Genomic DNA, 21,063 nt, shown 5'->3' with positions numbered 1-21,063 from the left:
AATGCGCTCCGCGCGCCGGGTCAGAAGCCTGAGCCGTATACCTCGTGCCCCGGGACCTCGGCAATCAGGCCCCGATAGGCTTCCTCAACGTTCGAGCCGTAGTTGATCACCGCGTCCACTTCGCGTGCGATTGGCATGTTCAGCCCAAACTCGTTGGCGAATTCCATGATCACGCTCGCGGCTTTGACGCCTTCGGCGACCTGATTCATCGACGCGATGATCTCGTCGATCGACTTGCCCGCACCGAGCTGCTCACCGACGTGGCGGTTGCGGCTGCGCTGGCTGGTACAGGTGACGATGAGGTCGCCCAGGCCGGCCAGTCCGGGGAAGGTTTCGCTCTCCCCGCCCAGCGCCACGCCCAGCTTCGTCATCTCGCGCAGCGCGCGGGCGATCACCAGCGCACGGGTGTTCTCGCCGATACCCAGCGAGTAACCCATCCCGACCGCGATGGCGAAAACGTTCTTGAGGGCGCCCGCGGCCTCGACGCCGACGACGTCGTCGGTGGTGTAGACGCGGAAGCGGCGGGTGCGGAACAACGCCGCCAGTCGGGTTGCCAGATGTTGGTCGGGCATCGCCAGCACCGCCGCGGCCGCGTAGCCCTCGGCCACTTCGCGCGCGATGTTGGGCCCGGCCAGGATGCCCGCCGGGTGACCGGGCAGCACCTCCTCGACGATCTGCGACATCCGCATGTTGGTGCCCTGCTCGAGCCCCTTGACCAGTGACACCACCGGCACCCACGGCCGCAGTTCCTTGGCCAGCTCGGTCAGCACGCCGCGGAAGCCGTGTGATGGCACGCCCATCACGACGACGTCGGCGCAGTGGGCGGCCTCGGCGAAGTCGATGGTGGCGCGCAGCGTGTCGCTCAGGACGACGTCGTTACCGAGGTAGCGGCTGTTGCGGTGATGATCGTTGATGTCCTTGGCGGTCGCATCGGAGCGCACCCACTGCAGCGTCGGTCCGCGGCGTGCACAGATTGACGCCACGGTGGTGCCCCAGGAACCGCCACCGAGGACAACGACTGTAGGTTCGCGCTTCTCCGTCGACATGGAGATCAGCGTATTGCGGACATCTGACGTTGAGAAGCAGTTCACCCAGTGCGGGCCCTATGCCGCGTGTCCGGCCTGGGAACCAATGACCTCTGCGCAATGGGACTTCGGCCCCTACTCCCACCGTGGGACGTGCCGGATGGTTGAGATCAGGTTCGATATGAGGAGGAATCATGCCCGGACGGGCCGGCCTGCCACGGTCGAGATCCGTGTCCCGCCGCTACCGAGTCTTTGCGTTGCTGTCTGCGACTGCTCTTGCGGTGTTGGCCGGATCGCCGGCAGCATCTGCCGACGGGGGTCGTCCACAAGCCAACCCGGAGGCAGCGGCGGCGGCCCGGATACGTCCGGCCGTGATGTACCTCGCGGCCCAAACGTACGGCCGGGTCCGGCTGCCCACTGGCCAGTTACTGTCTCAATACGGCGTGGGCATCGGTATGCCCTACCTCGCGACCTGGGACTGCACCGGTTTCGTCGTCAATCCCGACGGTTGGGTGGCGACTGCCGGTCACTGCGTCGATCCAGAGAGCGCCAAGGAGTTGATACTCAAGAACGCTGCCAGTGACTATATGGCTCAGTTTCCGGACTCCCCGGAGGGCTCGGACTCGGCCGCGGCGCTGGCGTGGCTTCAGAAGAACGCGCGCGTCGAAGGCACCTCCGACCAGGGTCTTGACATCAGCTTCACGCTGGTGTACGGCACCGGGACAAAGGTCGCCGCGAAGCTGCCCGCCAACGTCGTGGACTTCCGGCCCCTTAAAAGGGGCGACGTCGCCCTCCTCAAGGTGGAAAAGCACAACTTGCCGTCGTCCGAGCTGGCCACCGACGCCGACGTCAGCATCGGCACGTCGATTCTTGCCGTGGGTTTCCCACTGAGCACCATCCGGGTGACCGGTCCGTCGCTGGACCCGACGAACAAGAGCGGCAAGGTCAGCAAAAAGTCGACCATCGACGGCAGCCCGGTATATGAGATCGATGCCGCGGTCTCCGAAGGCATGAGCGGTGGACCGACTATCGATCTCGGCGGCAAGGTGATTGGCGTGAACAGCTTCGGCCCGGTGGGCGAGCCGCAGGCGTTCAACTTCGTAGCACCCGCGGACGGTCTGGCGACGATGCTGGTGGGCAAAGGTGTCAAGGCGACGCTCGGACCCGCCGACGTGACCTACCGCAAAGGGCTCGACCGTTATTACGCCGGCCATTACACCGACGCGATCAAGGATTTCGACCAGACGTTGGCGATGTCGCCCGACTATCCCGGAGCGCTCGATCTCAAGACAAGCGCAGTCAACCTGCGCCAGCAGTACGGCGACGTTTCGGTATTCCGAAGCTCGAACATGTTGCGGTACTTGATAAGTGGTGCTCTTCTGGTGCTCGCCGTCGCTGGTTGGATGACCTTCACGGTGCTCAGAAGCCGTCGGCAGCGACTCGCGTCTGAGGAACAAGAAACCGGCATGGCCAAACCCATCCGCCTAGTTCCCGCGCAGCAGTTGACGCCATCCGAACCCCACTACTGCGCGAACTGCGGTGCAGAGCACCATCATGCCGAAAAGTTTTGTCCCAACTGCGGGAAGAAAGTCTCCGTCGACGAATCCGCGTAGCGGGCCGACTACCCCGCCACAGGCGCGCGGTCGGGGACGCGGCCGAACACCATCGACTCCTCGATGCGGTCGAATCGGTAGTCGATGGCGTCGGCGAGATAGTTCTGCCGCACGTTCCACGGCCGTTTGGTTCCCGACTTGGGCAGCGCGTGCAACGACCGCTTCACATAGTTGGCCTGAATGTCCCATGACGGCTTTTCGCGCATCGGCTGGTTGCCGCGGTGTGGGTAGGCGTGCGTGTAACCGTGAGAGGCCATGTGCGCCAGCAGTTTTGCCGTGGCCCGGGCCGTTATGTCGGCGCGCAGCGTCCAGGATGCCTTCGTGTAGCCCACACACCAGAACAGGTTGGGCACGTCTTCGAGCATGTGCGCCTTGTAGACGAAGCGGTCGCAGGGATTGATCTCGACGCCGTCCAGGCTGATCGTGGCTCCGCCGAGTGCCTGCAACTGCAGGCCGGTGGCGGTGACGATGATGTCGGCATCGAGGTGCGCGCCGGATTCGAGTGCGATACCGGTGGCGTCAAAATGGTCGATGTGGTCGGTGGCCACCTCGGCCCGTCCCTCGGTGATCGCGGTGTACAGGTCGGCGTCGGGGATCAGGCACATGCGTTGGTCCCACGGGTTGTACCGGGGTTTGAAGTGGGTGTCGACGTCGTAGCCCTCGGGCAGCTTGTTGATCGCCCTGCGCCGCACCAACCACTTCACGACATCCGGTAGCTTGCGGGACAGGAAAACGAACACCGCCTCCGTCAACGCAACGTGCATTCGGATGAGCGCGTGGGAAGGTTTGCGGGGCAACACTTTACGTACAACGGCAGCGAACTTGCTGTACCTGGATGCCGCCATCATGTAGGTCGGCGAACGCTGCAGCATCGTCACCTTTTCCGCCCGGTCGGTCAGCGACGGGATCAGCGTGACCGCGGTGGCGCCGCTGCCGATCACCACGATTTTCTTGCCCGTGTAGTCCAGGTCTTCCGGCCAGTGCTGCGGATGTATGACCGTGCCGCCGAACTGCTCGATGCCGGGGAAATCCGGGGTGTAGCCCTCGTCGTAGTTGTAGTAACCGCTGGCGAAGAACAGGAACCGGCTGCGGTGCAGCCTGCGCGCGCCGTTGTGTTCGACGGTGACCGTCCAGGTGTCGGTGGCAGAATCCCAGTCCGCCGAGCGGACGTGGCTGTTGAACTGGATGTGGCGGTCGATGCCGTACTTGTGCGCGGTGGCAGTCAGGTACTCGCGGATGTGCTCGGCGTCAGCGACGCCTTCCTTGCGGGTCCACGGCTCCCACGGAAAGGACAGCGTGAACATGCTGCTGTCGGAGCGCACCCCGGGGTAGCGGAACAAATCCCACGTACCGCCGATCTGCGCGCGCCGCTCCAAGATGGTGTAGGTCAGGTGCGGGTTGCGCTCGTTGAGCCGGTAGGCCGCGCCGAGGCCCGAGATGCCGGCGCCGACGATGAGGACGTCGACGTCGATGTCGATGTCTTGCTGGGTAGTCACGCCCACCACATTAGGCACCCAACCAGGGTCGGCTAAGACGGCTCTATGAGCACGTCGACATGCAAGGGCGCGCACAGGTCAATCAGCCACGTCTGGTCCGCAGGGCTGGCGAAAATGCGGGCGTGGGATAACTCCTGGGCGAAAGCCCCCTTTGCCGCGCCGCACCTGTCACCGAAGAAGACGTACGCCTTAGAGCTATTGCATAATCGCGACATCCACACCATGCCGTCCACTCCGATCTGGTGCGCGGCCTCGGCCCATCGCACTGTGTCCGCGTAGGTGGACGCGGGGCTCGACGTGACATCCTCGGGGCCGACCTTTAGGCGTCGCAACTTCAGGCCGTACAGGGCAGCGAGGCGCAACTCGCGAGTCACCTTGAGACGGGCGAGTGCTTTGCGGGAGTAATCGTCGTAGGGCAGAAGACCCCCATCGACCGGGATGTTGTGCAACAGGGTCTCGGCGACCGCCGCTTCTTCGGTGTCGGCCGCGTACATGATCGGGATGACGGGCTGGCCGAAGAAGCCGAACCGGGTCGGGGCGCCCACGCCGGCGTTGAACTCAATAGGCGTGCGGCTGGACGTGAAAACGCGGTACAGCAGGTGCGCCGCGGGCAGGGTGTCGATGGCCGGCTTGAATGGGGTCGGTGGCCCTTTCACCACGAGACGGCCATTGCATCCGCCGCCACGGCGACCACTCGATCCGGATCCTCAGTAAGGTGGTCTACGGGTCGATCCCCGTCGAAGTAAGTCGTCGGCGAGCACAGCCACTGCACAAGACCTGCCTCCGACCATTCGTTGGCTTCCGCGATCTCGCGCAGGTGGCCGATCACAGCGAGGGGTTGCCCATCCGATCCAAACTGGAACCCTGGATATGCGAGATGGTTGCCGTGGCGTACAGCAACCAACTGGTTGTTGCGGTGTGCGGTGGTGGCAAGGTTGCGCGGAGCGCGTGAACGTGACCCCATCCGTTTGCCGGCTTCTGTGCTGGTTAGCATGCCGAACTCGCCCTCGATTCGCGTGTAGAGGTTGTGTTCCGCTTGTATGGCTCGGGCAATAGCAGGTTCCGTGTACAGGGCAACCGATGCGAGGGCAGCGCCTAGGGCCTGAGCACCCTCGCGCACCCGCTGCGTTGCGACGACTAGTTCCTCGACAGTGGTCATGGCAAGCATTATACGTGCGTTTCATGCACTTATAACAGCTGCACGAAGTGCATGCCGCTGCTATCGGTAGTTCACGAACTGCAGCGCCACCTCGAGGTCGGCCTTCTTCAGCATCGCGATGACGGCCTGCAGGTCGTCGCGGCTCTTGCTGGTGACGCGGACCTCGTCGCCCTGGATCTGGGTCTTGACGTTCTTCGGACCGTCGTCGCGAATCAGCTTGGTGATCTTCTTGGCGTTCTCGCTGTCGATGCCCTGCTTGAGGGTGCCGGTGACCTTATAGGTCTTGCCGGAGGCCTGCGGTTCGCCGGCGTCGAAGGCTTTCATCGAGATGTCGCGGCGGATCAGCTTTTCCTTGAAGACGTCGACGGCGGCCTTGACGCGTTCTTCGGTGGACGAGGTCAGCTCGATCGCCTCGTCGCCCTTCCAGGCGATCTTGGTGTCGGTGCCGCGGAAGTCGAAGCGCGTGGACAGCTCCTTGGCGGCCTGGTTGAGCGCGTTGTCGACCTCTTGGCGGTCGACCTTGCTGACGATGTCGAACGATGAATCCGCCATCCGATCCGTCCCTTCCTCGGGTGATAGCCATTTGTGCTCTGTCTACCCGGTCGTTGTAACCTGCTAGGCGGCAGGTTGCCCGAGCGGCCAATGGGAGCGGACTGTAAATCCGTCGCGAAAGCTTCACAGGTTCGAATCCTGTACCTGCCACCAAGAGGACTTTGACTCACTGTCACCACCATGACGCGGTGCCTGACCTGGGCCGTTCCCGGACAACGGGAAGGTTAGCGGCGGAAAACCAGCCACCTCATCGCGCAGTACATGTACACCGCTTCACAAATGCCCGCCACTATCCGCGACAGCTGGTAGTGCACGCCGACGGCTGCCAACACAGTGGTCACCCCGAGGATGAAAGCCAGGTAGTTGACGACGACCACGACGACATAGATCGCCAGCTGCGGGCCGACCGGTGCGTGGGACTGAAAGTTGAAGGTGCGATTGAGCGCATAACTCAGTGCAAATGCGCACGCATAAGCGGCCGTGACGGCGATCGGCACCGGCAGGTGAAGCCCGCTGTGCAGACCGGTGAGGATCATCAGATCGACGGCGAACGAGAGGCCGTTGATCAGACAGAAGCCGAGAAACGTCGGCGCAACAACCGAGCGGAGCCCGAACGGAAGCCGACCAACGACCGCCTCACACCACTCGTGAAATCGGTGGGCCAGGCGTGATCGGCCGGCCCGCAGTTCGGCACCCACACGCGTACGGTGACATGGCCGGGTATCCACCGTGTGATCAGTTGGCCAACTCTGCGCGCCGCATTCAACGACGCTCAGGCCGAATGCTCACCCGCTCCCTCAATCTTTGCCGAAGCCGCCTCCACCCCGCGAGCGGAGAAAAGCGATTGCGGCTCGGCGAGCGGCGTCGCGTTGGGCTCGACGCGGGCCATGATGGCCGAAAATGTCGAGGCCACCGGAGGCTGGGTGGCTGCCTCCGATGTGTCGCTTGAGGCTCCGGTCCCGGTGGTGTAGACGACGGTCGTCGCCGGGACGGCTCCTTCGCTGGCGCGGTCGCGATATCCGAACGCGTAATCGGGCGGATTCAGCAACTGCGTCGTGTCTGGGCCACGGCCGAGGGGGTTGGGTTGGCCGAAGCCAGGGCTCCGGAATTGGCTCCGGTACTGGCTGACGGGCGGTATATCCACCAGCGATGCTGGGCCGAGGCTGCTGCCGGGATAGGCGGGCGGTATGTCGGTCTGCTGGGGCGGCTGCGGTGCCTTCGAGCTCTTGCCGTTGTCGTCGGCGGGGCCGTTCTTCCCGGTCGGCTGCCGCCCGCTCGGCGCCTGCGGCGACCCCGGGCATGCGCCGGTCATCTGCTCAAGGTACTGCCGCCATGCCTGGAGGTAGCCGAACAGTTGCTGGGTGTAGTCAGCGGGTGCGGGCGGCCCCATAGTGGTGGGCGGCGCTGCAGCAGTGGGCGGTTGAGGTCCCAACGGCGGCATGGTCGGCATGAATGGCGCCATGAACTGCCCTGCCGCCGGCATGAACGGCCCCGTGGGCCATACGGGAGGGGCGGGCCGAGAAGGAAATGGCATCATGGCCGCCCACTGCTCCAGAAACTGTCGCCAGGCCTGGACATAGGCGAACATCTGTTGGTTGTAGTCGGGTGTAAGTGGATACATTTCTAACCTCCAGCGGGTGGTGGGACGAAAGACGTAGGGACGCCGGACAATAGCGGAGCCGGTGGGTCCCATGGGGGCTGCAGCGAGCGCTCGCAGTAGTCCGAGTCCAGAGTGCGCAGCGGACGGGCGTCGGCGGGCTCGCGGTTTTCGATGTCGAAGACGTAGCAGTAGTCACCGGCCGGTGTCGGCAGCCGGACCGGACCGGACAAACCTTGATCGAGGAAGCCGAAGGGAAACTCCCAGTCGAGAGTTGTGTTCTCCCGGCGATCGAGACCGCCAGATTGGACCCAGATGTAGTGGTCGAGGATGGCGTTGACGGCATGCCGTCCCGACTCGCACGCAGCCTCCATCGACGTTATCCGGGTGAAAGTCTTGTTCCACGTGCCCGCGAAGACCAGCGAATTGTTCTGTATCTGATAACCGCCGTGGCGCGCTTGCCAGACGTTGCGCTGCTCGAGATCCTCGAGCCACAGGTACTCGCGCGGCACGGTAGTCCAAGAGCTTCCCTGCGGGTTCCAGGGGTCGCTGCTGGGCCGATTGTTCCAGTCCCCGACGATGGGGACGAGGTACGGCGTCTCGTTGATGACCACGCGGCCGTGGCCCTGACCGGGTCCATGAGCCATGCGCAGGCCACGGTCGAGTGCGTACCACACGGGCCACGGGATTGCCTTGTCCTTGAGGGAGTCGTCGTTGCCAGTGAGCGCGGAAACGATCTGGCGCCACACCTCCGCGGCGATTTCGTCGGGGGTGCAGTCGCGCGCCGCCTTGCCCCGGCCACTTTCGTCCACCAGGTGGCTGGAGGGGGTGTTGAAATCTCCGATGTCGACTGAGAGCACCGAGACGTAGCCATCGCGAGCTAAAATGGGTTGCTTATCCCAAAATCCCTGCTGGTTGATCGACGACAACGACCACTCCGTGCCGGCGTACAACATGTGTCCTCGCAGCAGCTGGAACTCCGTGTCGAAGTAGTACTGGATGCCGCACAGCGTTTGAAACCGATCCCAGGGCACGCGTCCCAGCTCATCCATGTTGTAGGGATTTCGTAGCTGTTGGGGCCGGGTCGTGGCAGGCTGCAGCGGACCGTCGGGCGGGGGAGCAAAAGTGGTGAAGCCCTCGAGCTTGGCCACGGTGCCGCCGCTGCCCGCCGCGCGCAGCGCGGAGGTGATGATTTCCGCGGCGGGGGCGTCGGCGGCGACGACGGTGTAGTCGGGAGCCACCTGTGTGCCGTCGGCGAACGTGATCTGCACGCGGGGTCTGAGATGGGGCGGTTCACTCGAGTCGAAGGCCGGAGCGTCGAGGCGCATCGCCGCATTGCGAAGGAAGCGGACGCCGAGCGTGACGAGGTGGCGGTACCAGTGGTCGAACCACGCCTCGGTGGTGGGACCGTTGAGCACTCCATCGGCTTTGTTGTCGCGGCGGTCCATATTCAAGTACAGCTGCAGATAGGTCGAGAGGTTGGTGCGCGCATCCCCCCAGCGTGAGTCGAACGCCGCTAGGACCTTTGGCATTTTGCTCAGCAACGCGTAACAACTGGGCGAATAAGCGAACCGGTTGGTATTGGTTTCGCTGTCGTAACCGACGAAGAAGTCGTAGGCCGACACGTTCTGCAGTTCCCTTGCGCGGCGCAGCGGACTGGTGATGAGGTAGCGCAGCAGCCTGCTTTGCATGGTGGCGATATCGCTCGGTGTCAAGCCCATCTGCGCAATCTGGTCGAGGATGCCGAGAAACTCACCTCCGCTGCGTGGCAGTTCGCGGGGAAAAACGAGGGACGGCTTGCCGTCTCTCGTGACGCCCTGGGTGATCACCCGCCGGACGTTGTCATACACAGTGCGTGAGGTCGGCGCCCAGCAGGTCGTGCCGCGCGCCGTCTGCGCGAGTTCATAGACCGGAATGCGCTGGAACATGTCCCAGATGTGTAGGTAGTACGCGGGAAAGAAGCGGAACCCGTGTTCGCCCGCAACTGCACAGTCGGGGGCGCGGGGTTGGCCCCGCCGTCCCGGGAACGGACGCAGCTCGGCTTGGCTTCCGTCGCTCGTGCCCACCGTGGAGTACTGAGACGCGGCGAGACCGCCGAGCTTGACGGGCGGGTATGTCCCGGCTGGCTCCGATCCCAGCCCGCTGCGCTCGTCTTCTCGAGGCTCGTACACCGTGACGACGAAGCCGCGCTCGGCGAGTTCCTGCGCGGCGGTGAGGCCGGCGATGCCGGCCCCGAGGATCGCCACCGTGGGACGGCTTTCGCAGGAAGCGGGCGTGGTTATGCACTCACTCATGTTGGCCCCGAACGGAGTTCGGCAAGCAGCGTCGGTTGCGAGGACGCCCGGACCGCGGCATGGACATAGGCCAGCAGTGTGTCGTGCGCACGCTGGACGTTATCGAGCGACCCTCGGACGCTCACCCTGCCGGCCTCCACGGCCTCGCCAAGCGCCACCCTGGCATCGAGCACGTCGAGGATGGTGACTCGCGAGGTGGTGATCCGGGTACTGGCGGTGTCTGCCGCACCGTCTGACACCCGCAGTCGGTCACCACCGTGCAGCGTAAAGATCTCGCCGTCGACGTCGAGTTCGACAACCATCGGGCCTAGTTCTGCGACCAGCAAACGATAGTTATCGGGCACCTCGTGCTCCAGGTGTTCAACCGAACGCCGCAATAGCGACGAAACCCGTTCAGCCATGGAGGAACTCGAATACACCGGTGCCGACGAAGTCGACGTCCTCGCCGTTGATCGTCCCGCTTGCCCGCGCGGTGCCGCTGGTTTCACAGAGCACAGTCGATCGGTCGAGGCGGACTTCGCTCGGCTGCGCAAGGCGAGCATAGGACTGCGAATGGAACGCGGCGTGCACGTTGTCGCGAGCCCGTGTCGCGGTGATATCGATCCGTTCCGGCACCCCCGGCACTTCGCCGTCCAGCACCAGGCGCATTGGGGGCGGCAAGGTGCAGTCGGCTGCGCGGCTGAGCAGTCCGTCCGTGCGCGCCTGCACTGCCGCGTGCCGGAATATAGCGGCGGGCTCATCATGGTGCCATACGTAGAGCGCCCGGGACAGACAGCGCAGCCGGCTCCGGTCGGTCATCTGCACAAATACCATCGACCACGGGTCCCCGGGTCCGGTGGGCAAAATGGTGCCCCACGTCCAGCCGAAGTCGTCGCCCCACCAGAACCGACCCCAGTTGTGGTCGTGATAGGCCAGGTCGTTTTCCATGCGGTGTTCTCGGCCGCCGATTCGTAGCCATCCCGCGGCGCGCAGCCTGGGTACAAAGAGCCAACTCACGCGGCCGTCCCCGACCGGTTCGTTGCGAACCACGAAAGGCTGGCTCGCCGAGGTGAAATGCAATTCACCGCGAATGTCCTTGTCGGGAAGGTCGATTGCCACGCAGTAGCCGTCGGGCAGGACGGTCATCCGATTGCCGCCAACGGTCAGTTCGCCCAGATCGGCCGAGACGTTCAGAGCGCGCCCGTCGAACCGCTCGACGGCGCCGGACCAGTTCTCATCGTGAGCGATCACGATGACGCGTGGCGCAAGCCGGACTTCATCTCGGCCAAACACTTCATTGTTAAGGCTGAAGTTGATCAAGAGCCGCGCGTCTCGCCCATGGATCACGAAGTGGTGCCACTCCTTGAAACCCGCGGGCCGGGCAGTGGCGAGCACCGGGGCGCGGAGGAAGTCGTTGCGTGCGAGCACTGCGTTCATCGCAGCCACCGCGTGGTCGATGCCGTGGACGGCAGCGCCTCCACATTCGTATTCTGCTGTGCCATAGACGAATTGGCGAATCGCTCGATTGCTGCACCAATGCTCGCAAACCCGAGGAGGACATGCACGAAGTCGTCTGGGTCGTGGGGACCCCCAGCGCGGCGGTCGCCGTCGGCGGCGAGGGTGTGAACCACCTGGGCCATCCCGGCGAGGCCAACCAGGTAGCCAATGAAATCGCTCTGGTCGGCGAGCGCCTCGCGAGGATCGGTGAGCGTCATGCGAACCCCTCGGGCCGCAGGCGAGCCAGGATGGAATCGTCGAGGCCATGCCCGATGACAGCGTCGGCCAGCAGATCCGCCCAGGCGTCGGGGTTGGCGTTGGGTGCGGCGGGACCGCCGAGAACGTTGAGGCTCACCATCTCCCAAACGCGTCGGAGGTTCTCCACGGCTTCGGAGGCGGCCAACGCGTCGCGCAGTCGCGCCCCGCGGGGGGTGTTTGCGTAACGGCGGCCCTCGGCAACGAGTAGATCGTGTAGGCCTCGGGCGGCCGCGGGGTTGCCCAGGACCGCACGACGCGCGCCAAGGAGTAGGTCGAATACAGTTCGCTCCGCCTCGCTGGCCTCGTCCGGCGGGGCCGGGTGCAACCGCGGGGTCTCCCGCTCGATGAGGTTGAGGGTGAGCTCGCGGATCCGCTCGAGCTCCGCCAGCATGCCGATCAATACTTCGGGGCTCATCGGGTCCGCCCGTGTACGTAGTCCACGAGGCTGGCCAACATGTCTCGGTGGCGGCTGCGCGGCAACCAATCGAGACCGGCGAGCGTGACGGCCGCCTCCCGCGCATAACCCGCGGCGACATCCCGGGCGTGGCTGAGGGAGCCGACGCGGTGCATTAATTCGTAGAGCCATTGAATGTCGTTGAGGCTCTTTGACTCCGAGGGATGGTGTCCCTGCAGACGAGCTTCGATCTCGGCTCTACCCGACCGGGACAGTTGGCCGCGGGCGGTGAGTCGATCCAGCAGGGCGGTCAGTCCTAGCTCGCCGTCGGCGCTCGGGCGCCGCTTGGCCAGAATCTGCACTGCGCGTTCCCGGTCGTTCGGCTCGGCAGACCGCAAGGTGTGCAACAGCATCAGGGTCCGCTTGCCCTCCCAGAGGTCGCCGCCGATCTCCTTGCCGTACTCCTCGGGATCTGCACGCAAGTTCAGCAGGTCATCGGTGATCTGGAAGGCCGCTCCCAGGTGCCGGCCGAGGGACTCCAGGGGCGCCAACCGCTCGGGCCCGGCGCCGGCCGCGATCGCGCCGGCCTGTAGCGGTGTGATGAACGAGTACCAGCTCGTCTTGAGTTCGACCATCTTGAGGTAGTCGGCGTCTTCGAGCCGCCAGGTGTTGGACCGGACCCACTCGAGCTCCAGCGCCTGACCGTCGACGGTCAGCCGGGTCATCTTGGCGACGGCGCGCAGGATGCGCAGGGCAGGTCCAAGCCCGACGCGCTCGACGTTGTCGAGCAGTGGCTGTAGCGACAGCGACAGCATGGCGTCGCCGACATTGACGGCGATCGGCACGCCGTGGTCGATGTGCAGCGTGGGTTTGCCTCGCCGCCACCATGATTCGTCCTCGATGTCGTCGTGGATGAGGAACGCGTTGTGGTAGAGCTCGAGCGTCGCAGCGGTCGGTAGGATCGCTTCGAGATGGCCGCCGAGCCCTAGGCAAGTCGCGATGCTCAGGGCCGGCCGAAGCGCCTTTCCGCCGCGCAAGGGGTAGTCGAGGATCAGGTCGTAGAGGCCGTTGGACCCCCGCTCACCAGGGCCGTAGAGCCGCTTGATCTCGTCGTCGCAGGCGTCCTTGCATAAGGAGAGATACTCCTCCAGCGGGTTAGGTGCCACTCGGACTGCGCGCGCCTCGGGCAGAGTCGATGTCATTACGGATTGAGGATGACGACGAATCCGTTCGGATCCTTGATCCTTAGCACGAAACTGATGCGGACTCTGAGTTGGATTTGGTTGAGGTTGGGGGCAGGTGCTTCGCCGATGACCTCCAGGCTGGGGAGGATGCCGACGGCGAGGTCGAGCGCCTCTTCACCCGCTGATGCCTCCATCGCGCCTCCGGGCGCGATCCTCTGGCGCCGTCCGAGCAGCAGTGCCATGGCTTTGGCCGGGGCGAGCTTGTCCACACGCTGCAGTGCGTTGATGTCGGCCGGACGCAACAACACGTTCGTACCGGGGATCGCGCTGGTCGTCAACGTGGTGAGTTGCTGGAGCCCCGCCGTATTCGTGATGAGACACGACGGCGCGCGGTACCCGCCCGCCTCGACGAGCGCTCGGGCAGCGATGAGGGCGTTCAGGTCGGCTTGGGTCGGTGGTGACGGCCCCGCGGCGATTGTCACTGACGGGCCGGCGCCAAGCGCGGGGAAGACCGCATCGTCGACCAACGCAGCGAGTTTGACGGTATTGGCGATCACCGCGGCGACCACCGCATCGGGTGCGGGCGCGATTGCTTCGGCCAGCGTCACTGTGAAATCCTGATTTACCAGTCCGAGCGTCAGGGGGTTGCCTGGTGGCACGACGCCGTTGGGAACCTGGGTCTTGCTCGGGTCGCGAGTGTCCCAATGGGGAATGGCTTGCCAGGCAACGCTGCACTGCTCAAACGTCTCTTTGACTGCCTGGTTGGCCAGGGCTAACCGCTCAGCGCTGAAGTACATGGGTGCGACTCCTCACCGTCGCCCAAAATCATGGCAGACAGAATCGCAATTCGCGCAACACTTCGTGCAATTTTACAAAATGGAGTAGCGCACTACTTATTTAAGAGCGCTATGTCCTGCCCGGGAGACATTTCGCCGCGAGCGATTGCGTCGCAGTGCGCTATATGCAACGGTGCGACGGGGTCGTCGGGCAGCAACTGGCGGCATCGTTCGAAGGCGCCGCGCGCCGCGTCGACATCGCCGGCGTCGAATAGCGCAAACGCCTCGTCGAAAGCGGACTGCGCTGAGCGCTTCGCGGCACGAATTGGAGCCGAATCCTCGTTGTAGACTTCGTAAATCGTCACCGGTCGGCGTCGGTTGACCACCATCACGCGCTCCATGCGCCGGATGTCGAACCGCTCCCGATCGGCAAGGTGCGAATAGGTTTTATCGGACATCAGCAAAGCGGAGCCGTAGCGCTTGTTGGTGCTCTCGACCCGAGCGGCCAGGTTCACCGCATCGCCAATGATGGTGAGCACCATGCGGTTCACCCCACCGACGAGCCCGACCCCGACCATCCCGGTATTGATGCCGATTCCCGCCCGCAGTTCCTCGGACCCGAGTGCCTTTCGCTCCTGGTTGTGCGCGCGCAAGGAGCGCAGCATCGCCAATCCGGCTCGGAGGGCATCGGGCGGCGATTCGAAGACCGCGACAATCTCGTCGCCGCGGACGTCTTGGATCATGCCGTTGTAGCCGATGATCGGGAGCTCGACCGCCCGCAGGAAGCCCATCGCCAAGTTGCTCGCCTCGCCGACGTTCATGTCCTCGATCATGGTCGTGTAGCCACGGATGTCACTGATGAGCACCGTCATCTCGCGCTCGACCCGGTAGCCGTTGCGGACGCGGCGAAGGTCGTCGATGTCGAGGATGCGCAGCAGTTCGTTGGGCACGAATCTCGATTGTGCGTCCATCAACGACTGTCGGTGCTCGTCTGCGGCCCGTAGTCGTGCCTCGAGCTGGAAGTTCCACAACGGCGCGGCAGCCTGGGCGCACAGGAAGGCGACCGCCTGCTCGTGGTCGGCGCCGAAGTTTCTGCCGGACTCGTTCTGGTCTGCGTAAATCACACCAATTGTCTTGTCTTGCACACTGATCGGAGCAGCAAGGATGGACGGCGCCTGATGGTCGGCGGCGACGATGACCGGCGAGTCGCCGTCCATCACACGGCGCACGACGTCCTTGTCATAGAAGACCTCGGTCCACGGCCCTTCGACGATCGAGATGTGGCCGTGATCGTTGATGGCCCGCACCGACATATTCTCCGGATCGCCGGTGATGAGCAGGACGCGGCCCGCTCCCGTCGTGTCCGCAACCGAGCCCAAAATGATGTTGGCCAAGCCGTCCTGGTTCGGCGCCCCCGACAGCGCGCGGAGCAGCTGATGCGCGCCCACCGGGTCAATCCCAGTCGACCCGGTCGCGAGATCGCGTCTGAGCAGCCAGGGGTGCTCGCGCGCGAGCCGGTCCGTGCACACCGCGAAACCCAGATTCAGAAAGCGCTGATACGCCGTTCGCAGCATGTGTTCGCGAAGCGTTTTCCGGCCGGTGTCGGCGTACAGGGCGGCGGCCTCCTCATGGGCGCGGGCGCTGATTACGGGGAGCTGGTTTTCCTCGGCGAGTTCGATCGCTTGGTGAAGGTGGCGCTCCGCCTTGGCGTTTTGTCCGCGCGCTCGCGCCCACGAGCCCTGCAGCAGAGCTTCCGATGCCGCGTAGTTTTCCGGTGCGCCTGCGGCCCATTTGCGATGCAACGCCAACGACTGGTTCACGAAGCGCGCCGTCGCGCGATCTCGCGGCGCGCACTGAATCATGCTGAGGGCGCCGATCAGATAGACAAGTTGTGAGGCCGCGATGCCGGCCAGACCGCCGAGGTGCTCGATTGCTTCTGACGTTGCGGCGACCGCGCCGGCATGGTCGCCGTACCAGAAGTACAGGCCTTGCTTCATGGCTGCGGCTACGCCCAGGGCCACCTCGTCGCCTTCACGGCGGGCCGCTGGCAGCACGTCTCGCTCGTCGTAACCACTCTCACCGGCGAGGAGGACGGGATCAGCGCTGCGGCCCATCAGATTGAGGCAAAGCTGCTGCATAGCCTGGCAAAGAGTGCTCGGGACGGGCTGGGAACGGATGTGGGGGATGAGGGAGCGGGCAAGGGCGTCGATCTCGGGTAGTGGACGACCGACCCAAAATGACTGGGAGAGCAAGGTCGCGACCAGAAATCCGGCGTTTTCCTGGTCGCCTTGGTCGAGTGCCTCGTCGACCGCATCGCGGAGCTCGCCTAAGCCGTCGCGGAGGGGGTGCCGCCAGTGGTGGATGTAGTCCAGGTACATGAACACCGTCTGGGGCCGGGCTTCGCGGAATTCCGGGCGCTCCGCGAGCAGCATGGCTACCTCGCCGAAGCGCTGGCTGCCCGCATGGTCACCGACCATCACAAGGACAATCCCGTAACCGGCGATGACCAGCGGCGACGATGGAGTGTGGCCGTGGGCCAACGTGAGATCGAGTTGCTTTCGTACCAGCAAGGGCAAGAGGTTAGGCCGAACGAGGACCGCCATGTTGCATAGCTCGGCGAGAATCGGGTGCAGTGCGATGACCCGCTGGTCATCGCACTGCGGCAGCCGCAGCAGCCGCTCGTTGCTCCAGCGGCGCATCGTCAGCCTCATCCGGACGATCGCATTGCCCATGCGTGGCTTGCCCGCGTCCGTCGCCACACCTTCGCCGAGCTCGTCGAGCGCTTGCAGCCCAATCTCGAGCGCCTCCTGGAGACGGTTCTCTGCGATCCGGCCTTTGAGCCGGAGGTAGGCGATGCGCGCGCGGTCAGGGGGCTCGGACAGGTTCCGCTCGGCCTCGTCGAGTAGCGCATTGAGCGTCGTCACGTCACCGACCAGCAACGCGGCGTCAGCGGCGTCGAGCTGCAGCTCCCGGGTCAGCGCAAAGTGTGCGGCCCATCGCTGCTCGCCGATCAGGTCCAGAGCGTTCCGGCAGTACCCGAGGGCCAACGGGAACGAGGCCTGCGTCCGAGCCTTCCGCGCGGCCCGCCGTAATACGTCGACGAACCTGGTGCGTTCGACGTCGTCGGCCAGCCCCAGGCCACCGATGCCGACGTGGCGTGCGGCTTCGAATATTCGACCGTCTCCAAGCGTGACCAGCCGTCGACCGATGCGCAGGTGAACGGCGCGGATGTCGTCGGCGGACATTCCAGCGCGCGCGGCCTCGGCCATGCGGTCGTGGCTGAACCGGTAGTGGGCGTCGCGGCTGATCGCGTTGGTGATCCGCTGGCCGCCGCCGTCGAGGGCCTCGAGCAAGCGAAGCTCAAGGCACGCCCAGAGCGCCTGGGCCACCAGGTCGGGCGGCTGCGCGGCCGCTGCTGTGGCGTCGTCCAGGTCGAACTCGCCTTCGAAACACGACAGCGAACTCAAAACCGCCCGATCTTCCGGACGCAGCTGGCCGAGGTAACGGCCGAGAAACTCGGCGGCCGTAGCAGTGACCTCGAGCGACGTAAGGACGCGCAGGTCCCAATTGGGGCGCCCGCCCGGTCCGACCGGGATCAGCGCGCCTTCGCGTTGTGCGCGGTAGAGAAGCTGACGGACCTGCAGCGGGTTGCCGCCCGTCCGATGGTGGAATTCGGCGGCCACGTCGCCCAGCTCCACAACCCGGCCGGACACCGTAGCAAGTAGTTCCTCGACGTCTTCGCGGGCCAGCGGAGCTAGCTCGATGCTGCGCAGGCTCGCAGACGTGAATCCTGCTGAGCGCGGGTCGAATCCACCCGCGCGATGCGCACCGAGGACCAACACATTGCGAAGCGACACCGTCAAGAGTTCGGACAACAGCAGCAACGTGTCTCGATCAGCCCACTGCAAGTCGTCGATCGCCAGCACCACAGGCCGATAAGACGCGGAATCGGACAGCAGCCGGATGACAGCATGGTGCAGCCGTCGCCGAGCATCGGCTGCGTCGAGATCCGCCACCCGCGAGGCCTCGCCGAGCACACGCGCCAGGTCGGGCACAAGCTCCCCGAGGATCCCGGACAGCGACGACGTCTCGGCGACGATGTCCGCGCGCCAACCGTCACGTTCAGCGGGCCCGGTCGCCTCCATGGTGCGGACCAGCGAGCTGAGCGCATCGCCCAACGCCGAGTACGGTGCGGGCGCGCCGTCCCGACACCTCCCATAGGCGAACACACAGTCGCGCTGCGACACCTCGACGCCGAACGCCTGCATGAGTGTCGACTTGCCAAGCCCCGGCGCCCCGCTGAGCAGGACGCAACCTCCGCCCTCTCGTCCTGCGGCGTCCACCGCTGCTCGGAGGTCGGCGAGTTCCTGCTTTCGGTCGACTACTCGGCCGCCGATATCGAGTACTGGCGTCGTCACGGCGCAGGGCCCACGGTAAGGGGCGCCGTCTGCCGGACGGCGCTGCAAGGGGATCGCAAGGTGAAGCGCAGGTGCATGCCAAGTTCCCCTCCAGCGGAACCGGGGTTAATCGTAATGACCGGTTCGGCCGCTGCAAGCGGAACTACGCAGACCCGGCGGGTCGTGGCGGCCGCAGAATGGGACGCAAAGAACGCTCAGCAGTGGGGAGCCCAGCATCTCTGGTTGGGGCAATAGGTCGCATGCGCGATGTTGACCAGTGAACCGACGTCTCCCAACGTGACGCCGTCCGGGTCCAAATTGGCGTGAACATGGTTGGCGATCTGCTGTGGGGTCCAGCCCCAGCCCAGGTCGTCGCAGACGAGGTGCGCCATCCCGATGAGGGCCTCGTCGTGGCCCGGCGGCCAGGTGATACCGACGCCGCGCAGTTGCGCTAGGTAAGCGTCGTTAACGGGGTCGGCAGTCGCAGTCGCAGCATTAGTGACCAGGGCGGCGCCCACCAATACGGGGACGGTTAGTCCGGCCAGCCAGCGGAGTGAGGGCATTTTGATGCGGTTCCTTTCCTTTTTGTGGTGGCATCAGTGTGCGGCGGCAAAGCTGCGCAGATATGACAAACGGCGAAAGCTGAGAACAACTAATTCAAAGCCGGATAGTCGGGCTCAATCGGTTTCTCAGGGTTTGTTTTGGATCCTGGCTTCCGCGACGGCGGTGAGGACGGCCCGGCCGCCGGGGTCCTCGGCGGTGGAGGGCACCACCGCGACGCAGTCGGCGCCGGCTTCGTGGTAGGCCCGCAGGTTGGCGGCGACGCGTTCGGTGGACCCGGCGAGGCAGATCTGGCCCAGCAGGTCCGCGGGGATGTGGTCGGCCAGTTCGCGGCGTCCGGCGCCCGCGCGGGCGCGTTGGACCAGGTCGCCGTAGCCAAGCTCGCAGAACATCTCGCCGTACCCGGGCGGGGCGAGGTAGACCGCCAGCTGGGTCGCCAATTGCCGCATGGCCGCATCGCCGGGTTCGTATGCGGCGGGGACCCACACCGTCAGGCTCGGCGGGGTGCGGCCGACTGCGGCGGCCTCACCGTCGATGGTGGCGCGCACCTGGGCTACCCGTTGCGGTGGAACAAGATTGAGAACCACCTCGTCGGCATGCCGGGCCGCCACTCGGGTGATCGCCGGCCCGAAAGCGCCGACCGCGATGCGGGTCTCGGGCCTCGGCCGGCGGAGTCGAAAGCCGTGACTGCTGACCTGGCTGCCGTCGTAGTCGCTGCGCTCGCCGGCGAAAAGGGAGCGCAGGCACGCGATCGTCTCTCGCAGGCGCGGCGCCGCGTGCGCCCACTCGCGGTCGTGCCAGCCGGCCACGATCGCGGGGCTGGAGGCGCCGAGCGCGATATCGACCGTCGTCCCGGTCAGCGATGCGACCGAGCAGACGCCGAGCGCAAGCGTGACCGGGCTGCGCACACCGACCGCCAGCGGTCCGACTCGCAGCGGCAGGCTGGGCACGCGATGGCCGATCGCGGTGGCCAGCGCGAAGGCGTCGTAGGTCACCATTTCGCCAATCCATAAGGCGTCCAACCCGACATCGCCGACGGTTCGCGCGATGTCGAGGGCTTCCTCGTCGGGCCGGTCCAGCCAAAACGGCAGAACGGCCTCGACTCGTGTGGTCACAAGCGTTTTCACAGCGTTGTAGTGTCGGCGCGCTGGCCCAGCAGGATCCGGCCGGGAAGCTCGCGTGACGCCTCGTTGACCTGGAAGTGGGCCGTGGCGGTGAACGCGTCGCGGAACCGTCGCTGCAGCGGCGAGGTGTCGTAGATCGCGCTGCCGCCTGCGAGGTCGTACATGGTGCGGACCACGTCGGCCGATGTTCGCGCGGCGTGGGTTGCGGCCAGGCGCATTCGATTTCGCAGTTCGACCGAGACCGGCACTTGGTTGTCGCCGGTTTGGCTGGCCCGCCAGGCGTCGTCGACCGCCTGGTAGTAAAGCGCCCTTGCTGCGCCCAGGGCCGACTCGGCGGCCGCGACCGCCGCCTGTGTGGCGGCTCGTTCGGCCAGTGTGCGAGTCGACCCGAGTCCTCTCTTGTCACCGGCCAATTCCACGAGGTCGTCGATGGCCGCGCGCGCGTTGCCCAGCGCCGGCGCGGCGACCGACAACGCGAAGAACCCAAATGGCGGAAAGCGATACAGGGGCCGGTCCAGGACGGGCCCATCGAAGATCGACACGACCCGGTCAGCGGGCGCGAAGACTTCGTCGGCGACGGTGTCGTGGCTGCCGGTGCCGCGCAATCCCAGGGTGTACCAATTGTCCAGGAGTTGAAGGTCTTTCGTCGGCAGCGCGACGACGGACGGCACGGACGCTTCGTCGACCATGCAGCCGGCGAACAGCACGTCGGCATGGCAGATGCCGCTGCAAAACGCCCACCGGCCCGAGACCACGACGCCGCCGTCGACCGACCGCCCTTTACCGCGCGGCGCCCACACGCCCGCGGCCAGGCCGCGCCCGTCGCCGAACAATTGGTCGCGGCTCGACGGCGGCAGGTAGGCGACGAGCAGGGTGCTGGTGATCCCGATCGCGACGCACCAGCCCGTCGACGCGTCGCCGCGCGCCAATTCCTCGGCCGCGCGAAGCCCCACCTGCGGTGGCAGTTCCAACCCGCCGACCTCCGCCGGTGCGCCGGCGCGCAATAGCCCGCTGTCGCGGAGCATCTCCACCAGCTCGTCGGGAAGGCGCCGGGCGGAGTCGATCTCGGCCCACATCTTCGAGGCCGCGTCGGCGATCCGCCGGCTGGTCACCTCGATGTCGTCGTAGCCCGTTGTCATGGTTCATTTACGTTACCA

General features: G+C 65.4%; 17 protein-coding genes, 1 tRNA gene and 1 pseudogene. 2 read left to right on the top strand and 17 right to left on the bottom strand.

Annotated elements, in window-relative coordinates:
- Positions 1 to 20: 20 nt before the first annotated feature.
- Positions 21 to 1,046 carry an NAD(P)H-dependent glycerol-3-phosphate dehydrogenase gene (locus tag ACLP9N_RS08840; RefSeq protein ID WP_442407042.1) on the bottom strand — a complete coding sequence of 342 codons (1,026 nt, stop codon included), beginning with the start codon at positions 1,044 to 1,046 and terminating at the stop codon, positions 21 to 23.
- A gap of 173 nt (positions 1,047 to 1,219) precedes the next feature.
- Here ACLP9N_RS08840 and ACLP9N_RS08835 point away from each other — a divergent pair, with 173 nt between their 5' ends.
- Entirely contained in the window at positions 1,220 to 2,638 is a 1,419-nt protein-coding gene (locus ACLP9N_RS08835) for a trypsin-like peptidase domain-containing protein (protein WP_442407041.1), read from the top strand.
- An 8-nt stretch (positions 2,639 to 2,646) separates the two neighbouring features.
- Here the strand turns inward: ACLP9N_RS08835 and ACLP9N_RS08830 are convergent, their stop codons facing one another.
- Genes ACLP9N_RS08830 through ACLP9N_RS08815 form a run of 4 tightly spaced genes read right to left on the bottom strand, consistent with a single transcriptional unit; the run spans position 2,647 to position 5,845 of the window.
- Positions 2,647 to 4,116, bottom strand: coding sequence for a flavin-containing monooxygenase (locus tag ACLP9N_RS08830; protein ID WP_442407113.1), 1,470 nt, complete (start codon positions 4,114 to 4,116; stop codon positions 2,647 to 2,649).
- 50 nt (positions 4,117 to 4,166) lie between these two features.
- The gene (locus tag ACLP9N_RS08825) at positions 4,167 to 4,793 is read right to left on the bottom strand and encodes an RES family NAD+ phosphorylase (RefSeq protein ID WP_442407040.1); all 627 of its coding nucleotides are present in this window, start codon (positions 4,791 to 4,793) and stop codon (positions 4,167 to 4,169) included.
- Complete coding sequence (locus tag ACLP9N_RS08820) at positions 4,787 to 5,293, bottom strand: hypothetical protein (protein ID WP_442407039.1); 507 nt, start codon at positions 5,291 to 5,293, stop codon at positions 4,787 to 4,789. The genes ACLP9N_RS08825 and ACLP9N_RS08820 overlap by 7 nt, the downstream gene beginning before the upstream one ends.
- A 60-nt stretch (positions 5,294 to 5,353) precedes the next feature.
- Positions 5,354 to 5,845: a YajQ family cyclic di-GMP-binding protein gene (locus ACLP9N_RS08815; protein WP_442407038.1), complete on the bottom strand. Its 492-nt coding sequence runs from the start codon at positions 5,843 to 5,845 to the stop codon at positions 5,354 to 5,356.
- A gap of 69 nt (positions 5,846 to 5,914) precedes the next feature.
- On the opposite strand from ACLP9N_RS08815, the gene ACLP9N_RS08810 reads away from it, so the two are divergent.
- Positions 5,915 to 5,998: transfer RNA gene (locus ACLP9N_RS08810), tRNA-Tyr, on the top strand.
- A 71-nt stretch (positions 5,999 to 6,069) separates the two neighbouring features.
- Here ACLP9N_RS08810 and ACLP9N_RS08805 read toward each other — a convergent pair.
- The 12 genes and pseudogenes from ACLP9N_RS08805 to ACLP9N_RS08750 all read right to left on the bottom strand — a co-directional run bounded on the left by ACLP9N_RS08805 (position 6,070) and on the right by ACLP9N_RS08750 (position 21,045).
- Positions 6,070 to 6,543, bottom strand: coding sequence for a GtrA family protein (locus ACLP9N_RS08805; RefSeq protein ID WP_442407037.1), 474 nt, complete (start codon positions 6,541 to 6,543; stop codon positions 6,070 to 6,072).
- A 74-nt stretch (positions 6,544 to 6,617) separates the two neighbouring features.
- Positions 6,618 to 9,736: pseudogene (locus tag ACLP9N_RS08800) on the bottom strand (NAD(P)-binding protein).
- Positions 9,733 to 10,137 carry an SCP-2 sterol transfer family protein gene (locus ACLP9N_RS08795; RefSeq protein ID WP_442407036.1) on the bottom strand — a complete coding sequence of 135 codons (405 nt, stop codon included), beginning with the start codon at positions 10,135 to 10,137 and terminating at the stop codon, positions 9,733 to 9,735. The pseudogene ACLP9N_RS08800 and the gene ACLP9N_RS08795 overlap by 4 nt, the downstream one beginning before the upstream one ends.
- Complete coding sequence (locus ACLP9N_RS08790) at positions 10,130 to 11,152, bottom strand: hypothetical protein (protein WP_442407035.1); 1,023 nt, start codon at positions 11,150 to 11,152, stop codon at positions 10,130 to 10,132. The genes ACLP9N_RS08795 and ACLP9N_RS08790 overlap by 8 nt, the downstream gene beginning before the upstream one ends.
- Positions 11,149 to 11,430, bottom strand: coding sequence for a hypothetical protein (locus ACLP9N_RS08785; RefSeq protein WP_442407034.1), 282 nt, complete (start codon positions 11,428 to 11,430; stop codon positions 11,149 to 11,151). The genes ACLP9N_RS08790 and ACLP9N_RS08785 overlap by 4 nt, the downstream gene beginning before the upstream one ends.
- Positions 11,427 to 11,885, bottom strand: coding sequence for a hypothetical protein (locus ACLP9N_RS08780; protein ID WP_442407033.1), 459 nt, complete (start codon positions 11,883 to 11,885; stop codon positions 11,427 to 11,429). Before ACLP9N_RS08780 ends, ACLP9N_RS08785 begins: the two co-directional genes overlap by 4 nt.
- Entirely contained in the window at positions 11,882 to 13,066 is a 1,185-nt protein-coding gene (locus ACLP9N_RS08775; protein ID WP_442407032.1) for a polyprenyl synthetase family protein, read from the bottom strand. Before ACLP9N_RS08775 ends, ACLP9N_RS08780 begins: the two co-directional genes overlap by 4 nt.
- Complete coding sequence (locus tag ACLP9N_RS08770; protein WP_442407031.1) at positions 13,066 to 13,845, bottom strand: hypothetical protein; 780 nt, start codon at positions 13,843 to 13,845, stop codon at positions 13,066 to 13,068. Before ACLP9N_RS08770 ends, ACLP9N_RS08775 begins: the two co-directional genes overlap by 1 nt.
- A 92-nt stretch (positions 13,846 to 13,937) precedes the next feature.
- Entirely contained in the window at positions 13,938 to 18,242 is a 4,305-nt protein-coding gene (locus tag ACLP9N_RS08765) for an AAA family ATPase (RefSeq protein WP_442407030.1), read from the bottom strand.
- A 194-nt stretch (positions 18,243 to 18,436) separates the two neighbouring features.
- Positions 18,437 to 18,784 (bottom strand): DUF732 domain-containing protein, encoded by a 348-nt coding sequence (locus tag ACLP9N_RS08760; RefSeq protein WP_442407029.1) that lies wholly within the window; start codon positions 18,782 to 18,784, stop codon positions 18,437 to 18,439.
- A gap of 126 nt (positions 18,785 to 18,910) precedes the next feature.
- The gene (locus tag ACLP9N_RS08755; RefSeq protein ID WP_442407028.1) at positions 18,911 to 19,897 is read right to left on the bottom strand and encodes an LLM class F420-dependent oxidoreductase; all 987 of its coding nucleotides are present in this window, start codon (positions 19,895 to 19,897) and stop codon (positions 18,911 to 18,913) included.
- Positions 19,898 to 19,905: 8 nt separating this feature from the next.
- Positions 19,906 to 21,045 carry an acyl-CoA dehydrogenase family protein gene (locus ACLP9N_RS08750; protein WP_442407027.1) on the bottom strand — a complete coding sequence of 380 codons (1,140 nt, stop codon included), beginning with the start codon at positions 21,043 to 21,045 and terminating at the stop codon, positions 19,906 to 19,908.
- Positions 21,046 to 21,063 lie beyond the last annotated feature (18 nt).

It is taken from the genome of Mycobacterium sp. (assembly GCF_052144515.1).
In the GTDB taxonomy this organism is placed as follows: domain Bacteria; phylum Actinomycetota; class Actinomycetes; order Mycobacteriales; family Mycobacteriaceae; genus Mycobacterium.
Note: the sequence above shows the minus strand (reverse complement) of the source record. Positions and strands in the feature narration are given on the sequence as shown.

Bases quoted from the DNA above. Each gene is read 5' to 3' on its own strand.
- ACLP9N_RS08840 (WP_442407042.1), bottom strand. From the start codon at position 1,046: ATGTCGACGGAGAAGCGCGAACCTACAGTCGTTGTCCTCGGTGGCGGT.
- ACLP9N_RS08835 (WP_442407041.1), top strand. From the start codon at position 1,220: ATGCCCGGACGGGCCGGCCTGCCACGGTCGAGATCCGTGTCCCGCCGC.
- ACLP9N_RS08820 (WP_442407039.1), bottom strand. From the start codon at position 5,293: ATGACCACTGTCGAGGAACTAGTCGTCGCAACGCAGCGGGTGCGCGAG.
- ACLP9N_RS08815 (WP_442407038.1), bottom strand. From the start codon at position 5,845: ATGGCGGATTCATCGTTCGACATCGTCAGCAAGGTCGACCGCCAAGAG.
- ACLP9N_RS08795 (WP_442407036.1), bottom strand. From the start codon at position 10,137: ATGGCTGAACGGGTTTCGTCGCTATTGCGGCGTTCGGTTGAACACCTG.
- ACLP9N_RS08790 (WP_442407035.1), bottom strand. From the start codon at position 11,152: ATGAACGCAGTGCTCGCACGCAACGACTTCCTCCGCGCCCCGGTGCTC.
- ACLP9N_RS08785 (WP_442407034.1), bottom strand. From the start codon at position 11,430: ATGACGCTCACCGATCCTCGCGAGGCGCTCGCCGACCAGAGCGATTTC.
- ACLP9N_RS08780 (WP_442407033.1), bottom strand. From the start codon at position 11,885: ATGAGCCCCGAAGTATTGATCGGCATGCTGGCGGAGCTCGAGCGGATC.
- ACLP9N_RS08775 (WP_442407032.1), bottom strand. From the start codon at position 13,066: ATGACATCGACTCTGCCCGAGGCGCGCGCAGTCCGAGTGGCACCTAAC.
- ACLP9N_RS08770 (WP_442407031.1), bottom strand. From the start codon at position 13,845: ATGTACTTCAGCGCTGAGCGGTTAGCCCTGGCCAACCAGGCAGTCAAA.
- ACLP9N_RS08760 (WP_442407029.1), bottom strand. From the start codon at position 18,784: ATGCCCTCACTCCGCTGGCTGGCCGGACTAACCGTCCCCGTATTGGTG.
- ACLP9N_RS08750 (WP_442407027.1), bottom strand. From the start codon at position 21,045: ATGACAACGGGCTACGACGACATCGAGGTGACCAGCCGGCGGATCGCC.